13 protein-coding genes are annotated in these 15,320 nt (G+C 35.2%); 11 read left to right on the top strand and 2 right to left on the bottom strand.

The window, feature by feature from the left end; all coding sequences use genetic code 11:
* Positions 1-65: 65 nt before the first annotated feature.
* The 9 genes from NXS10_RS03030 (at position 66) to yydJ (ending at position 12,692) form a co-directional block, all read left to right on the top strand.
* The gene (locus NXS10_RS03030; protein WP_259137522.1) at positions 66-2,648 is read left to right on the top strand and encodes a YhgE/Pip domain-containing protein; all 2,583 of its coding nucleotides are present in this window, start codon (positions 66-68) and stop codon (positions 2,646-2,648) included.
* A 727-nt stretch (positions 2,649-3,375) separates the two neighbouring features.
* Entirely contained in the window at positions 3,376-4,968 is a 1,593-nt protein-coding gene (locus tag NXS10_RS03025) for a type I restriction-modification system subunit M (protein WP_259137520.1), read from the top strand.
* Entirely contained in the window at positions 4,955-6,070 is a 1,116-nt protein-coding gene (locus NXS10_RS03020; RefSeq protein ID WP_259137517.1) for a restriction endonuclease subunit S domain-containing protein, read from the top strand. Before NXS10_RS03025 ends, NXS10_RS03020 begins: the two co-directional genes overlap by 14 nt.
* Entirely contained in the window at positions 6,063-9,197 is a 3,135-nt protein-coding gene (locus NXS10_RS03015; RefSeq protein WP_259137514.1) for a type I restriction endonuclease subunit R, read from the top strand. Before NXS10_RS03020 ends, NXS10_RS03015 begins: the two co-directional genes overlap by 8 nt.
* 203 nt (positions 9,198-9,400) lie before the next feature.
* Positions 9,401-10,333, top strand: a complete 933-nt coding sequence (locus tag NXS10_RS03010; RefSeq protein ID WP_259137512.1) for a YydG family radical SAM peptide epimerase — start codon at positions 9,401-9,403, stop codon at positions 10,331-10,333.
* Positions 10,308-11,057 (top strand): YydH/LiaK family epipeptide maturation metalloprotease, encoded by a 750-nt coding sequence (locus tag NXS10_RS03005; protein ID WP_259137511.1) that lies wholly within the window; start codon positions 10,308-10,310, stop codon positions 11,055-11,057. The genes NXS10_RS03010 and NXS10_RS03005 overlap by 26 nt, the downstream gene beginning before the upstream one ends.
* A gap of 58 nt (positions 11,058-11,115) precedes the next feature.
* Positions 11,116-11,277, top strand: a complete 162-nt coding sequence (locus NXS10_RS03000) for an epipeptide YydF family RiPP (RefSeq protein ID WP_259137509.1) — start codon at positions 11,116-11,118, stop codon at positions 11,275-11,277.
* A 70-nt stretch (positions 11,278-11,347) separates the two neighbouring features.
* Positions 11,348-11,968, top strand: coding sequence for a YydI family epipeptide exporter ATP-binding subunit (gene yydI / locus NXS10_RS02995; RefSeq protein ID WP_259137508.1), 621 nt, complete (start codon positions 11,348-11,350; stop codon positions 11,966-11,968).
* A 1-nt stretch (position 11,969) separates the two neighbouring features.
* Positions 11,970-12,692: a YydJ family epipeptide exporter permease subunit gene (gene yydJ / locus NXS10_RS02990; protein ID WP_259137506.1), complete on the top strand. Its 723-nt coding sequence runs from the start codon at positions 11,970-11,972 to the stop codon at positions 12,690-12,692.
* 194 nt (positions 12,693-12,886) lie between these two features.
* On the opposite strand, the gene rpmG is transcribed toward yydJ, so the two are convergent.
* Together rpmG and rpmF are read right to left on the bottom strand one after the other, a co-directional pair.
* Positions 12,887-13,036 (bottom strand): 50S ribosomal protein L33, encoded by a 150-nt coding sequence (gene rpmG / locus NXS10_RS02985; RefSeq protein WP_001265622.1) that lies wholly within the window; start codon positions 13,034-13,036, stop codon positions 12,887-12,889.
* Between the two features lie 15 nt (positions 13,037-13,051).
* Positions 13,052-13,234: a 50S ribosomal protein L32 gene (gene rpmF / locus NXS10_RS02980; protein WP_259137504.1), complete on the bottom strand. Its 183-nt coding sequence runs from the start codon at positions 13,232-13,234 to the stop codon at positions 13,052-13,054.
* 253 nt (positions 13,235-13,487) lie between these two features.
* Here rpmF and hisS point away from each other — a divergent pair, with 253 nt between their 5' ends.
* Both hisS and NXS10_RS02970 read left to right on the top strand, forming a co-directional pair.
* Positions 13,488-14,768 (top strand): histidine--tRNA ligase, encoded by a 1,281-nt coding sequence (gene hisS / locus NXS10_RS02975; protein ID WP_259137502.1) that lies wholly within the window; start codon positions 13,488-13,490, stop codon positions 14,766-14,768.
* A gap of 120 nt (positions 14,769-14,888) precedes the next feature.
* On the top strand, positions 14,889-15,320 hold the full coding sequence (locus tag NXS10_RS02970; protein WP_259137500.1) for a LytTR family DNA-binding domain-containing protein: 432 nt from the start codon (positions 14,889-14,891) through the stop codon (positions 15,318-15,320).

The following is a 15,320-nucleotide window of genomic DNA, read 5'->3' as shown; positions in this document are numbered from 1 at the left end:
TAAAATTAGTATAATGATATATTATAACAGAAAGAGAAAACATCTGTCTCAATAGAAAGGGAAATATGTTAGCGGAATTAAAAGCAATTTTTAAAAGTCCTAAATTATGGGTAACAATTTTTGGGGTTTCTCTAATCCCTATGATGTATAATGTTATTTTCCTATCTTCCATGTGGAATCCGTATGGAAAGTTAGATAAACTTCCAGTTGCAGTGGTTAATGAAGATAAATCAGCAACTCTCAACAGCCAAAAATTAACAATTGGATCTGATATGGTTGATAGTCTTGAAAAGAGTAAGACATTAGACTATCATTTTGTTTCTAAGAGTAAGGCAGAAAAAGGATTATCTGATGGTGATTATTATATGGTGATTACTTTTCCAGAGGATATGTCCCAAAGCGCAGCTAGTTTGATGACGAATAGTCCTAAACGGTTGACAATTGATTATAAAACTACTAAAGGTCGTAGTTTTGTAGCTTCTAAGATGAGCGAGTCTGCTATGACAAAACTAAAAGCTAAAGTGTCAGAGTCTATCACACAAACCTATACTTCTGCTGTTTTTAAAAGTATGACAAAATTGAAAGTTGGTATGACACAAGCTGTTGATGGCACGCAACAATTAGCAGATGGTAGTCAGACGTTGAAAGATGGTAGTCAGACGTTGACTGATAATTTGCAAACCTTGGCAAACTCTAGTCAAACTTTCGCCAGTGGTGCAAATGCCTTAAACAGTGGTCTTATAACTTATACTAAGGGTGTTGGTTCTTTGTATAGTGGTTTAGGTACTTTGTCAAATGGTCTCACTACTTATACTAAGGGTGTTGACACTTTGTATAATGGTTTAGGCGCTTTTTCAAATGGTCTTACGACGTATACTGCTGGTGTAAGTCAAGTAGCAAGTGGTCTTAATCAACTTGATAACAATACACATCAGTTAGTTAATGGCATCTCAAACTTATCAAACAGTACCCAAGAAATTCAAAAATTAGTTGATGGAGCAACGCAGTTGACAGATGGTTTACAAGCTCTATCTTCTAAGACAGCGCTATCTGCTGAACAACAGTCTAATTTGGAATCTTTAAAAGCAGGTTTACCACAATTGAATCAGGCTATTCAAGCCTTGAATAGCAGTTTGAACAGTCAATCTGGAAGCAGCGCTGATACTTCAGGTGTCTTAGCGAGTCTCAATACGCTTGAGAGGCAGCTCCAGTCACTGCAGTCATCATCTAGCTCATCTAGTAGCTCACTCGCTGCTGTCCAAGCGACCTCTGCCTACCAAAGCTTGAGCTCAGAGCAACAAAGTGAGATAACAGCTGCGATTACCAACTCTAGCTCATCCAGCTCAGTGGACGTTTCCCCAGCTTTAAGTACAGTTGCTAGTCTCAAGACAGCATTAGCACAATTGCAATCGACAAGCACAAATAGCCAGCTGGCTAATCTCCAAGCACAAGTCAATGCTATTGCTAGCCAAGCCAATACTGCTCTTACAGGGGCTACAGACGCTTTAACACAACTTGATAGTGGTATGTCAGAAATCCACGCAGCTGTGAGTACCTCCGCCCTTCTTGGTAGTCAGCGGTTAACATCGGGTATTTCAACACTACAAAGTCAATTAGCAAGTGGGGCTGGTCAACTGTTGACAGGAGCAACTAGCTTTAGCACTGCTGTTGCTACGCTTAACAACGGAGCAACACAACTGGCTGATAATAACTCGAACTTGATATCAGGTATTAGCCAAATGAACTCAGGTGCCAGTCAGCTAACAAGTAATAATAGTGAATTGTTATCAGGAGTTGACCAACTTGTCTCAGGGTCAGGTCAATTGGTAAGCAACTCAACTGCTATTACTAGCGGTACTAATCAACTTGTTTCAGGTGCCAGTCAAATTGCATCAGGTTCTAGCCAATTAGCACAAGGAGGAACAAGCTTAACAAACGGTTTGACAACTTTGTCAACTGGTACAAGTACGCTATTGAGCTCTTTAAGCCAAGCGGAAAGTCAATTAAAATTAGTTTCTGTCAAACCTAAAAACGCAAAAGCTGTTGCTAATCCGCTTAAAGTAACCCATGTTGATAAGGATAACGTTAAAACGAACGGTGTAGGCATGGCTCCTTATATGATGTCTGTAGCTCTTATGGTTGTAGCTCTATCTGCTAACGTTATCTTTGCAGATGCTCTTTCTGGTAAAGAACCTAAGAATCGCTTTGCATGGGCAGGTAATAAGCTATTAATCAATGGTATCATTGCGACTGCCTCTCCCCTCATTCTAGTCTTTGCTGTGATGGTTATTGGCGTCAATCCAAGTTATATTGGTAAAACTTTCATCGTGGCAATTTTAGCGGCATGGAGTATGATGGCGCTTGTGACAGCCTTGGTAGGTTGGGACAGGCGGTACGGTTCATTTATCAGTATGATTATTCTTTTATTGCAACTAGGATCGAGTGCAGGCACGTACCCTATCCAATTAAGCAATAAATTCTTTGAAACGGTTCAACCTTATCTTCCAATGTCTTATGCTGTTTCAGGATTTAGAGAATCTATTTCTTTAACTGGTGATATAACAGGACAAACGTGGGCGTTGATTGGCTTTATGTTAGGCTCAATGCTTCTAGCGATTCTCATTTATCGTAAACCAGAAGAAGATTAGACAACAAAAAGTTCGAGTTTTACTCGAACTTTTTTAGATATGAAAATAAAAAAGAGAGAAACCTAGTGATTCTGGCTTCTCTCTTAGGAGATTTATGAAAAAGAAAAGTTTTAGGATAATTGTATTATAGTAATGACTGCTTAAATAAAACTTAAAAAAGCTTAAGTTTTTTTATTTGCGATTACTTCTGCCACAATAGCAAGTAAGACGCCAAAGATCTAATGTGTACTTAACACCTCCTCTCAAATAGACTTGCGTAAGGTTTTATTTCAGCAACTGTTATTATATTAAAAAGGTCAATTATCTATTCTATATGGATTTATCCTAAAAAGGGGAAATTAACGTGAGGACAACAAAAAGAAATCTCAATGCAAGAATTTTTAATGAGTCTAATATAACAGACTTTCAATTGTCTCTATTAATGGAGAAGATGTTCAGGAACAATCTGGTACAGTTGGTTTAACTCGTTCTGAGTATGATTGGAAAAACGATTAAAAATCTCTTGAAAAATGCACGGATAGTGCACAAAAACACGTACCTTTTTTCAAAGATTCTATTAAAATGATATAATGGTAAGTAATAAGTTGACTAGGAGATTTAATGTGATACAATCTATTAGCACAGCACAGCACAGCACAGCACAGCACAGCACAGCATAAGGTAGTTTCTACCTTTTTTCAGCGAGCGAAAAAACGCCTTCATTTTGTGAGAATGGAGGTGTTTTGTAATGGCTAAAAAAGCAGTTGAGAAAGAAACAACTCTTGAACAAATCCTATTTAATTGCCGTAATGCCCTTCGTGGTGCAGGTGGTACTGAAAAGAACCGTGATGCAGTCATCGGTTTGGTCTTTATCAAGTTTGCTAGTGATAAGTTTGAAAAACGTCGCTTGGAAATTATTGAACAATACGGGGAAAATGAAGTTTTTTTGAATAATAAGAATTTCTATACCGCAGAAAACGTCTTCTACCTAAAAAAAGAAAGTCGTTGGTCGTACATTGTTCAAGAAGCAAGTGCAAATGATATTGCTGTAAAGATTGATAAGGCAATGTCTGAACTTGAGAAAGAAAACAAGTCGTTAGAAGGAGCTTTGCTGAACGGGTTCTATACTAGTTTAGGAGTTGAAATTCGCACCCTTAAAAACCTAATTGATGAAATCAATAAAATTGACCCTCAAAAATTCCATGAAGATGATTTGATTGGTCGTGTTTATGAATATTTTATGCAGTCTTACGCTGTAACCAGTACCAAGGAAGAGGGAGAATTCTATACTCCGCCTTCAGCGGTTAAACTGATTGCAGAGTTGATTGAACCATATTCTGGTCGTGTCTATGACCCCGCTTGTGGTTCTGGAGGGATGTTTGTTCAATCAATGAAATTCATTGAACAACATCATGGGAATAAGAAAAACATCTCTATTATCGGTCAGGAGAAAAATCCTGATACACGTCGCCTTGCTAAGATGAATCTTGCTATTCGGGGGATTTCATATAATTTAGGTAGTAAGCCTTATGGTGAATCTTCTAGTTTTACAGATGACCAACATAAAGATATGAAAGTTGATTATATCATGGCCAATCCACCGTTCAACTTGAAAAATTGGCGTAGTGATAATGAGTTATTAGATGATTCTCGTTGGGAAGGCTATCAAGTTCCTCCTGTTTCCAATGCCAATTATGCTTGGATTCTTCATATGTTATCAAAACTTGATGTGACAGATGGGGTTGCAGGTTTTCTATTGGCAAACGGCGCCCTGAATGCTGATGGTGTGGAATACGAAATCCGTAAGCAGTTGATTGAAAATGATAAGATAGAAGCCATTATCGTTTTACCTCGTGATATGTTCTATACAACTGACATTTCAGTTACCCTTTGGATTCTCAATAATAACAAAAAGGGTGGTGAGAAAAATGGTCACTTATTTCGTAATCGTGAGCATGAAATACTTTTTTGCGACTTGAGACGTTGGGATGGGCATATCGAGAAGTATGTTTATGAAAAAGGAAAAAACAAGAAAAAGACTGTTCTAACTGATGACCAAATTGCTGAAATTAAGCGGATTTATCATGCTTGGCAAATAGGGGAAGGATATGAAGATGTGGCGGAACTCTGTCAAACGGCGACACTTGAGGAAATTCGAGAAGCTAATTACTCACTTGCCCCATCTAAATATGTGGCATTTATCGACCATGATTTGGATATTGACTACGATGTGGAAATGGCACGAATCCAAGCCGAGATGAAAGAAGTCTTATCAATAGAAAAAGCCTCACAAGCTAGTCTAGAAGAAGCCTTTAAGGGGATTGGGTATGGTATTAACTAAATTAGGAAGTATAATTGAGCAGTCTCTAACTGTAAATTCTGATGGTGTATATGCAACTAATGATGTTAAAGGGATGACTATTGATAAAGAAGTTATACCGACAAAAGCAAAAGTAAAAAATACGGACCTAAGTAAATTTTTGATTGTTAATCCTAATGAGTTCATATATAACCCACGTACTCATGGTAAGAAGATTGGATTAGGTTTTAACCAAACTGACAAACCGTTTATAATTAGTTGGAACAACATTGCATTCAAGGTGAAGGAAGTTGATAGAGTTAATCCGATTTATCTTTTCATGTATTTTAATCGTAATGAATGGGATAGAAAAGCGGTGTTTGATTCATGGGGAAGTTCCACAGAAGTTTTTTCATGGAAAGCATTATGTGATATCGAAATTGATCTTCCTCCGCTAGATATCCAAGAAAAGTATGTTGCTGTCTATCAAGCCATGCTGGCTAATCAAAAAGCCTATGAAAATGGGCTAGAAGATTTGAAGCTGGTGTGTGATGCAACAATTGCAAAACTTCAAAAAACCGCTCCTAAACAAATGATTGGGGATTATATAGAATTATTTGATATCAGAAATAAGAATAATGAAGATTTTGCTTTTAAAGGATTGAGCATGGAGAATTACTTCATTGATTCGATAGCTAACTCTAGGGGATTAGATTTTACGAAATATAAAGTTGTGTATCCCAATGATTTCGCAGCGGTCTTAATGAAGGTTGGGCGTGATAGAAGAATAACTATTGCTCAGAACACAAGCGGTAAAAACTATATGATTTCTAGTGCATACTTTACATTCAAAGCTAGAGAAAATATAAATTCTGATTATTTAATGATGGTTATGTCAACTACTGATTTTGATTTGAGATGTTGGTTTAATAGCGATAGTAGTGTTCGAGGTTCTTTAGAATGGGGAAGGTTCTGTGAGGTTGAAATACCAATAGCTAATGAAGATTTTCAGAATAGTTTAGCTAGCATTTATAAAGTATACTTGGAACGCAAGCAAATCAATGAGAGGCTTAAACAGCAAATCAAAGACCTTTGTCCAATTTTGATTGCAGGAGCTATTAAGGAGGCGAAAGCCAATGGCTAAATTTACTGAAACACAGCTTGAAATGGCGATTATTGAGCTTTTTCAAGAAATGGGGTATGCCTATCTTGATGGGCATAAGCTGAATCGAAAATATGATGAGGTTTTACTTGAAGATGATTTGAAAGATTTCTTGAAGCATCGCTATCCTGAATTAACAAGTGTCGAGCTTGATAAAGTCGTCTATAAACTTAAATACCTTCCAAGCAAACCTGTCTATACAGCAAATCGAGAAGCTTTTTATCTCATTAATGAGGGATTCAATTTAATTCGGGAGGATTCTCAAAAAGAGACACTTCATATTGACTATATTGATTATGATAAGCCAGAGAATAACATTTTCAAGGTTGTTAATCAATTTACTGTTCAAGATGAGCGTGAGCGCCGTCCTGACATGCTCCTGTTTATCAATGGGATTCCTGTTGCCATTTTTGAGTTCAAAACAGCTATTCAGGAGACAACAACCGTCTATGATGCTTGGAAACAGGTTTGTATTCGTTACAGACGTGATATCCCCACCCTCTTGAAGTATTCATTCCTCTCTGTCATCTCTGATGGGGCTAATACGAAATTAGGGTCTATTTTTACCCCTTATGAATACTATTATTCATGGAATAAAGCCAATGATAATGAAAAAGTAGCCAATGGTATTTCAGCTCTATTGACAATGATTCACGGTGCTTTTGCAAAGGATAGAGTTGTTTCTATCTTGCGTGATTTCATCTACTATCCTGATTCAGATGAAAAAGAGACGACCATTGTCACTCGTTATCCTCAATTTTTCGCTTCCATCAAGATGCTAGAGAACATCAAGGAGCACATGAAGCCTCATGGTGATGGAAAAGGGGGCACTTATTTTGGTGCAACTGGTTCAGGGAAGACGAATACGATGCTTTTCCTTTCACGCTTACTTGGAACTCACGATAGGGATATTTTCAAGTCTCCAACGGTCATCATCCTTGTTGACCGTGAGGATTTAAGCTCTCAGACCAGTGCTTTGTTTGAAAACTCAAAGCGTTATTTGAAGACGGAAAATGTTAAGACTATTGGTAGTCGTGCTGAGTTGAAAGAAGAATTGTCGTTTAATCAAAGTGGTGGTGTCTATATTACAACGATCCAAAAATTTGAGGAGGCTACAGGTTTACTTTCAGAACGAACCAATATTATCTGTATTTCAGATGAAGCACATCGTACACAGACCAATATTGGAGCAAAGCTCAAATATACAGATAAAGGTGTAGAGACTACTTATGGTTTTGCCAAGTATTTGCGTGATAGCTTTCCTAATGCCACCTATGCTGGATTTACTGGAACGCCAATTGATGAAACGCTTCATGTCTTTGGTGAAGTAGTTGAACAGTATACCATGAGAGAGGCTACGGATGACGGTATCACAGTGAAAATCTCTTATGAGCCTCGATTAGCTCGTGTTATCACGAATCAACAGCAAGTAGATGAGATTGATAATTACTACAAATCTGTTGAAGAAGCAGGAGCAAATACGGAGCAGATTGAAGCCAGTAAACGTGCCATGGCGAATATGACTCAGATTTTGAGCCATCCTGACCGTATACGAAAGGTTGTTGAAGACATTGCTGAGCACTATGAAAAAGTAGTTAGTGAGAAGCCCGATATTGTTCAAAAAGCCATGATTGTATGTTCAAATCGTGAACATGCTTACAAAGTTTACAAAGAGCTTGAAAAAGTTCGTCCGGAATGGTTTGTTGCCAAGAAAACTGAACGTGATGATTTATCCGAAAAAGAGCTTGAAGAATTAACAGCTTTTCCTAAGGTCAATATAGTTGCAACTCGTGGTAAGGATGACGAAGAAGATATGTACAATCTTCTCGGAACTACTGAACATCGTAAAAGCTTGGATAAAGCCTTTAAGAATACCAGCTCAAATTTCCAAATTGTAATTGTAGTTGATATGTGGATTACAGGTTTTGACGTCCCATCTCTTGCTGTGATGTACATTGATAAACCTTTGAAGAAACATACCTTGATTCAGACAATTTCCCGTGTTAACCGTGTTTTTGAAGGCAAAGACCATGGTTTTGTTGTTGACTACATTGGTATCAAACGTTCTATGATGGAAGCCATCAAGATGTACGGAGGGGAGAAAGAAAGTCCAGTTGATGAACTAGGAATTAGTCTAAAGGTGTTTAGAAATCAATTGAGTTTGATTGACGAATTGGTGGGGAAATTTGATGCCACAGATTTCTTCAATGGAAGACCTGAAGAGCGTCTCTTGTGCTTAAATCGAGCTGCTGAATACCTACAGATGCTTAAAGACATGGAAACTCGCTTTATGTATCTTTCCCGTAGAATGAAGAGCGCTTATGAGATAGTTTATCCATCGGGTGAACTAAGGGATAATGAGGTAGAAAAAGCTCAATTCTACCTTGCTATTCGCTCAATCATTTACAAGCAGACCAAGGGAACAGCTCCTGATGCTGAAACTATGAATAAACATGTTCAAAAAATGATTGAAGATGCCATCGCTTCTACAGGTGTTGAGGATATTGTCAATAACGATAAGTTAGAACTATTTGATGAGAACTTCCTTGAACAATTGAATGAATTGGAAATGCCAATTACCAAATTCAATGCTCTTTTGAAACTTTTGAAACGTGCCATTGACCAGTACGGGGCAACTAACCTTGTCAAAGCAATTGAGTTTTCAGAACGCTTGACCGAGGTAATAGAGAATTATAATAACCGTGATGAACTTGTATTTTCATCAGAGGAGATGGCTCAATTTGTTGATGGTTTGTCTGAAGAAGTCATGAAGATTTTGGAAGACCTTCAAATTGATATGAATTCCTTCCAAGCTATGGGCGTATCTTATGAAGAAAAAGTCTTCTATGATATTTTGATTAAAGTACGTGATGAACATGAATTTGAGTATGCTGATGACAAATGTATGGAACTTGCTAAAGCTATCAAAGAGTTGGTAGATGATAAAGCACAGTATGCAGACTGGTCAAAGCGTGAAGATATTAAGGCGCAGTTGAATGTTGATTTAACAGTCTTACTATATGAAAATGGTTATCCTCCACAATGGAATGAAGAAGTTTTTGAGCAAGTATTGGGGCAGGCAGAAAACTTTAAGAAATCATTAGACTAGAAAGGAACACTGGCATCACTTAAATAATATATTTTTAGATTTTTATTTGCTCTATTTTTAGGATAATTTTCACAATTAATAATTCTCAATTTATTGAAATTTCAAACAAGAAATTGTACATTATAGCTAATGATAACGATTACAATTTAGAGTGAAGATTTAGTTATATCTTGTATGTATCTTTTTATTTGTGGGGTGATTAGATGAAAAGTATTGTTATTAATCTTACACAAAGGTGTAATGCGAAGTGTTCTCACTGTTGTTTCGAGTGTTTACCAAATTCTAATAATTATCTAACAGATGATGAGATTGAAAAAGTTGTATCTTATGCTGAGAGTCATGATGAAGTTAAAGTTGTTTCTTTAACAGGTGGCGAAGCTCTTTTACGTAAAAATAAAGTATTAGAAATAATTCAAAGACTATCGTCAGTAGGTAAAGAAGTTACCTTGATTTCTAATGGCTTTTGGGCAACATCTGAAACTACAACAGAAAGAATGTTGTCAGAGCTAAAATTAGCTGGTCTAAACTATTTGACTATTAGTTATGATGACTATCACGCTGAATATATCCCTATTGCCAATATCAAACGTTTACTAACACTTATAAAGAAATTTGATATTGGTGTAGCGTTAAATATGGTGGTAGATAAAAAACACATTGGTGTTGGATTACTTAGAGATTTGGGAGAAAGCATATTTGGTATTCAAATAACAATGGTTCCAGCATCTCCTGTTGGACGAGCAACAAATTTGAATGTTGATGATTTATATTTAAAAACAGTGAGAGAGCTCGAACTAAGTTGTCCTGCAACTGGCTGGGAATTTGTAGTACATCATGATGGCTATATATACCCTTGTTGCTCACCATCTGTATTTGAAAGCAATCTTAGAATTGGGAGTATTACAGGGGACGGAGTTGAGAAATTAGAGTCTCAACTTTATTCAAACATATTATTATACATATTGAAGAAAGAGGGCTTTAAATGGTTTATAGAAAAAATGCATCTAGATTTAAGTAAGCAAAAATTTGTATCTAGTTGTGAGATATGTAGATTTATTTTTTCTGATGTAGAAAAAATAAGAGCAATATCAGATGATATAAAGGATTATTATGAAGAAAACTTTGAAAACGTTTAATAGTTTTAGATATGAAGTATTTGGTGAAAATGATGCTTACGTGGTAAAAGATAAAGAGAAACATAAATTCTACACTATAAGCCCTAAGGAAATCAATGAACTAAATATTGAACTTTTAGAAAGAGAAGAAAAAGTATCTACTATTGGTTTTTATGTTTTTATATTGTTTATCTTTTTTTTAGAATTGGTTAATTTATATATAGCTGTATCCGACATAAAATTATATGGTAGCGTTACAAAGGAAAACTTTATTTCGTTTTTAGTGTTGTACTTATTAATATTTATCGTATTTCATGAGTTGGGACATATAGTTTGCTTCAAATATTTTGGGAGAAAAATAGATAAGGTTGGATTTAAATTTAATTATGTGTTCCCTTCGTTTTTTGTTAGGATGAATGATACTTATTTATTGAGCAAAAAAGAAAAAATAATAGTTCACCTAGGAGGTCTACTCTTTAGCTTACTAATGAATAATATTCTATTTTGTGTGGGACTTATTTTTACTAATGGTGTATTAATTTCTCTAGCTAAATATATGTCTATTGATATTATAGTTAATTCAATTCCTATGATGAATTCGGACGGATATAAAGTTATCTTAGCAGTTAGAGAGGTTGTTGAAAAGAAACTTTTTATAGAAAATAACAAATTTATTAAAACTATAAAGTTGATAAATATTATATTTGTAATAGTTTATACACTGTGGTTTATTTGGAGCCTTTAGGGAAAAATTTACTTACTTTAGGGAGTGGTTTATCCATTTATTACGAGGAGGAATTACTATGAAACAAAATAAAATGGTACAAAGAGAAACTAAAACTGTTCTTGATGATATGAATTTTGAAAAAATCCTTACTCAAAAAAATGAACTTGATAATGTTAATGACCTTTGGTATTTTGTAAAAAGCCAAGCAAATCGATGGATTGCTGGTTCAGCCCACTAACGTGATAAACAATTAAGATTAATTATTTGGACAAACCATTCCCTAAAGTAAGCAAATTAAGGAGTATGAGATGATTATTGATAATTATAACTTAACAGTTGGTAATAAAAAATTATTAGAAAATACGAGACTATTTTTTGAAAAAGGTAAAATTAATCATGTTTTAGGAAGGAATGGTTCAGGAAAATCACAACTTGCAAAGGACTTTATACTTAATAATAGTAAGTGCTTTCCAAATGACATTTCTAAAAAAACTTTAATTATATCTAGTTATTCAAATATTCCTAGTGAATTGACGATATCAGATTTACAAAATACAGTTCCATGGAAATTGTCTAATGAAATGTACGACTTATTAAATATAAAATCTATTGATGCTCATGTCAAACTAAAATACTTAAGTGATGGTCAAAAGCAAAAGGTAAAATTGTATATCCTTCTTTCTTTAGATAAGAATATTATCATTTTTGATGAAATTACGAATGCCCTAGATAAAAAAACTGTTGATGAGATACATGTTTTTTTAAAAAATTATATTATTAATAATCCTGAAAAAATAATCATTAATATCTCACATGATATAAGTGATATTAGGGAACTTGAGGGAAACTATCTAGTAATTGATGACACTAAATTTAATAAAGTTAATTCATTAGATAAGGCAATTAGTTGGTATTTGGGAGAGTCATAATATGTTTAAATTAGAGTTACGCAAATCAATAAGGAATAGGACGCTTTTTTATATTGTATCAACAGTAATATTATCCTATATTTTGGGCTATATTCTACCTGTTGGAATTGATAAAGTGAGTACTTTAGAATTAGGAGATTTTTATTTTAGTACTTATACAGTATTTACTCAATTTGGTTTTTTAATATTTGGCTTTGTTGTCGTGTATTTTTTTAATAAGGACTATTCCGAAAAAACGATTTTATGGAATTACTTTTCAGGTTACCAATTAGTACAATACTTTTATAGTAAACTTTTTGTGTTATTTATTGAATTTGTCATTTCAATAATACTTGCAAATATTATAGTTTGTTTAACATTAGGATTTTCAATTTTTTATTTTTTATTCTCAACAGTAGCTTTTTCTATAATTATATTACAGTATCTTTTAATTGTTGGTACAATTAGTGTCATTTTTTCAAATATGCTTGTTTCAATAGGAGTTTCACTAGCTTATTGGATTACATCAATTATTTTAGTTGCAATAGGAGGAATATTTAAATATGTAGCCATCTTTGATGCTTCCAATTTATTGTATGAAGAAGTTAGTAATATAATGTCTAAAGGGAATATTCAGGATTTCTCATCATTTTGTGTTGTATTACCCTATCTTCTTACACTGTTCATCATAAATTATGTTTATATAAAAGTTTCCACAAAAAGATGGTTAAAGAATGGAGTTTGATTTTTTATTAATAAAAGTACCCTAGTTTACACATTAGACTAGAGTACTTTTTATTGTTATCCGATTCATTTTTCCTAAAAGGTAGAGAAAAAGGTAGTGATTCGGTTGATTTTTATTGCAATCTGCTGAAATTTAAAAAATCAGAAACCGCATGAAATCAAGGCTTCTAACGTCTATTGACGTGTAGTGAAACCTTATTTCACCTCAGTAAAAACAACGTGTTTACGCAATTTTGGTGAGTATTTCTTCAATTGAAGACGGTCTGGAGTGTTACGTTTGTTTTTAGAAGTAAGGTACAAGCGTTCACCAGATTCTTTGTGTTCAAGTGTAATATTTACGCGCATAGTATCTCCCTTCTATTATTCAGCTGTAGCAGCTTTTGCGATTTTACGTCCTTTGTAGTATCCTTTCAAAGATACGCGGTGAGAACGTGAGTAATCTCCAGTAGTCTCGTCAAATTTAACTGATGGAGCAGTCAATTTGTAGTGTGTACGACGTTTGTTTTTCTTCGCTTTTGATGTGCGACGTGCAGGTACTGCCATTTGTTTGTTTCCTCCATTGAAATATTCATTACTAATGTTTGATTTTCATCAACTCTAACAGTATACCAAAAAAAAAATGTAAAGTAAAGTTACTTGACATTTTTTTGAGGGAGTATTGTTTTGGTATCTTTGATAATCAGATAGTTTTGGCACTATGAGCGTAAATATGGTAAAATGGGTTAGGTTTATTAGTTAGAGAAAGGAAAATAGAGCAGTCTACAAGGTAATGTAGACGAGACTCTTTAGAGTTATTATGAAATTACAAAAACCTAAAGGAACACAGGATATTTTACCCAGCGAAAGCGCTAAATGGCAATACGTAGAAGCAGTTGCACGTGAAACATTTAAAAAATACAATTACAGCGAAATTCGTACACCAATGTTTGAACATTATGAGGTTATCAGCCGTTCTGTTGGTGATACAACGGACATCGTGACAAAAGAAATGTATGATTTTCACGATAAAGGTGACCGCCATATTACTTTGCGTCCAGAAGGTACAGCTCCTGTTGTGCGTTCTTTTGTGGAAAATAAATTATTTGCACCAGAAGTTCAAAAGCCAGTTAAGATGTACTACATCGGCTCAATGTTCCGCTACGAACGCCCTCAAGCAGGTCGTTTGCGGGAATTCCATCAAGTTGGTGTTGAGTGCTTCGGTTCAGCAAATCCTGCCACAGATGTTGAAACAATCGCGATGGCTTACCAATTGTTCCAAACGCTGGGCATTAAAGATGTTACGCTTCATTTGAATACTTTGGGAAGTGCAGCAAGCCGTTTGGCATATCGTCAAGCTTTGATTGATTACCTCACGCCAATACGTGAGCAATTGTCAAAAGACAGTCAACGTCGTTTAGATGAAAATCCACTTCGTGTCCTTGATTCAAAAGAGAAAGAAGACAAGATTGCTGTTGAAAACGCACCATCAATTCTTGATTATCTTGATGACGAAAGCCAAGCTCATTTTGATGCTGTGTGTAGTATGCTTGAAACCCTCAATATCCCATATATCATTGATACAAACATGGTTCGTGGTCTTGATTACTATAACCACACTATCTTTGAATTCATCACAACTGTTGATAAATCTGAATTGACAATTTGTGCTGGTGGTCGCTATGACAGTCTCGTTGAATACTTTGACGGGCCAGTTACCCCTGGTTTTGGTTTTGGACTTGGTCTTGAACGGTTACTTCTTATCCTCGAAAAACAAGGTATCGAATTGCCAGTTGAAAACAAAATGGACGTTTACATTGCTGTTTTGGGACAGGGTGTAAACCTTAAAGCGTTGGAACTTGTTCAAGCTATCCGCAGCCAAGGTTTCTCAGCAGAACGTGACTACCTTGGACGTAAAATCAAAGCGCAATTCAAATCAGCAGACGCCTTTAATGCTAAAACAGTTATTACACTCGGCTCTAGCGAGCTTGAAAGCCAGCAAGTCAGTGTCAAAAACAATCACACACGTGAAGAAGTCAAAGTTAGTCTTGAGACGATAAAAACAGATTTTGCAAGTATCTTAAAACAACTTAATTTCTAAAAGGACAGTCTCAGACGAGGCTGTTTTTTGCCGTTTAGACAGGGAGATAAACCATATAGACCAAAAGCGTAGCAAAGAGGCTTTACTTGTGTTTTAATAAGGGTGTAAAGGAGGTTAGCTATGGAGGTTAGAATAGCGATTGCAAAGCAGGATAAAGAAGAAGTCGTCATCTATGCCCACCAGTTGGATAAAGTGGTTAAGACTCTTCAAAAGAGGATTAAAGAGCTGTTAATGCCACAATTTTTATCGGTCAAAAAGGGGAGAGAGCAGTACAAGGTGCAACAAAAATCTGTCATTCGTATTTATCGTGAAAACCGTAAACTAATCATTGACACGTTAGATGGCTATTTTGAGTCATATCAAGCTCTTAGGGATATGAAGCAGATCTTGAGTCGAGATTTTATTCAAATATCACAATCAGAGATCATCAATCGCAACTATGTCCAGCGTGTCAAGATAACTAAAGCAGGGCTAGTCGAGTTATATTTTATTGGAGATAAAATCAGTTATTCCTCACGTCGTTATCTCAAGGTTTTAAAGGAGGCATTGTAA

It is taken from the genome of Streptococcus sciuri, assembly GCF_024814375.1.
Taxonomy (GTDB): domain Bacteria; phylum Bacillota; class Bacilli; order Lactobacillales; family Streptococcaceae; genus Streptococcus; species Streptococcus sciuri.
Note: the sequence above shows the minus strand (reverse complement) of the source record. Positions and strands in the feature narration are given on the sequence as shown.

What these genes read in the sequence shown, in the direction of transcription:
- NXS10_RS03000 (WP_259137509.1), top strand. Translation starts at nt 11,116, where the DNA reads ATGAAACAAAATAAAATGGTACAAAGAGAAACTAAAACTGTTCTTGAT.
- NXS10_RS03030 (WP_259137522.1), top strand. Translation starts at nt 66, where the DNA reads ATGTTAGCGGAATTAAAAGCAATTTTTAAAAGTCCTAAATTATGGGTA.
- NXS10_RS03015 (WP_259137514.1), top strand. Translation starts at nt 6,063, where the DNA reads ATGGCTAAATTTACTGAAACACAGCTTGAAATGGCGATTATTGAGCTT.
- NXS10_RS03010 (WP_259137512.1), top strand. Translation starts at nt 9,401, where the DNA reads ATGAAAAGTATTGTTATTAATCTTACACAAAGGTGTAATGCGAAGTGT.
- hisS (WP_259137502.1), top strand. Translation starts at nt 13,488, where the DNA reads ATGAAATTACAAAAACCTAAAGGAACACAGGATATTTTACCCAGCGAA.
- rpmG (WP_001265622.1), bottom strand. Translation starts at nt 13,036, where the DNA reads ATGCGCGTAAATATTACACTTGAACACAAAGAATCTGGTGAACGCTTG.
- NXS10_RS03005 (WP_259137511.1), top strand. Translation starts at nt 10,308, where the DNA reads ATGAAGAAAACTTTGAAAACGTTTAATAGTTTTAGATATGAAGTATTT.
- NXS10_RS03025 (WP_259137520.1), top strand. Translation starts at nt 3,376, where the DNA reads ATGGCTAAAAAAGCAGTTGAGAAAGAAACAACTCTTGAACAAATCCTA.
- NXS10_RS02970 (WP_259137500.1), top strand. Translation starts at nt 14,889, where the DNA reads ATGGAGGTTAGAATAGCGATTGCAAAGCAGGATAAAGAAGAAGTCGTC.
- NXS10_RS03020 (WP_259137517.1), top strand. Translation starts at nt 4,955, where the DNA reads ATGGTATTAACTAAATTAGGAAGTATAATTGAGCAGTCTCTAACTGTA.
- rpmF (WP_259137504.1), bottom strand. Translation starts at nt 13,234, where the DNA reads ATGGCAGTACCTGCACGTCGCACATCAAAAGCGAAGAAAAACAAACGT.
- yydJ (WP_259137506.1), top strand. Translation starts at nt 11,970, where the DNA reads ATGTTTAAATTAGAGTTACGCAAATCAATAAGGAATAGGACGCTTTTT.
- yydI (WP_259137508.1), top strand. Translation starts at nt 11,348, where the DNA reads ATGATTATTGATAATTATAACTTAACAGTTGGTAATAAAAAATTATTA.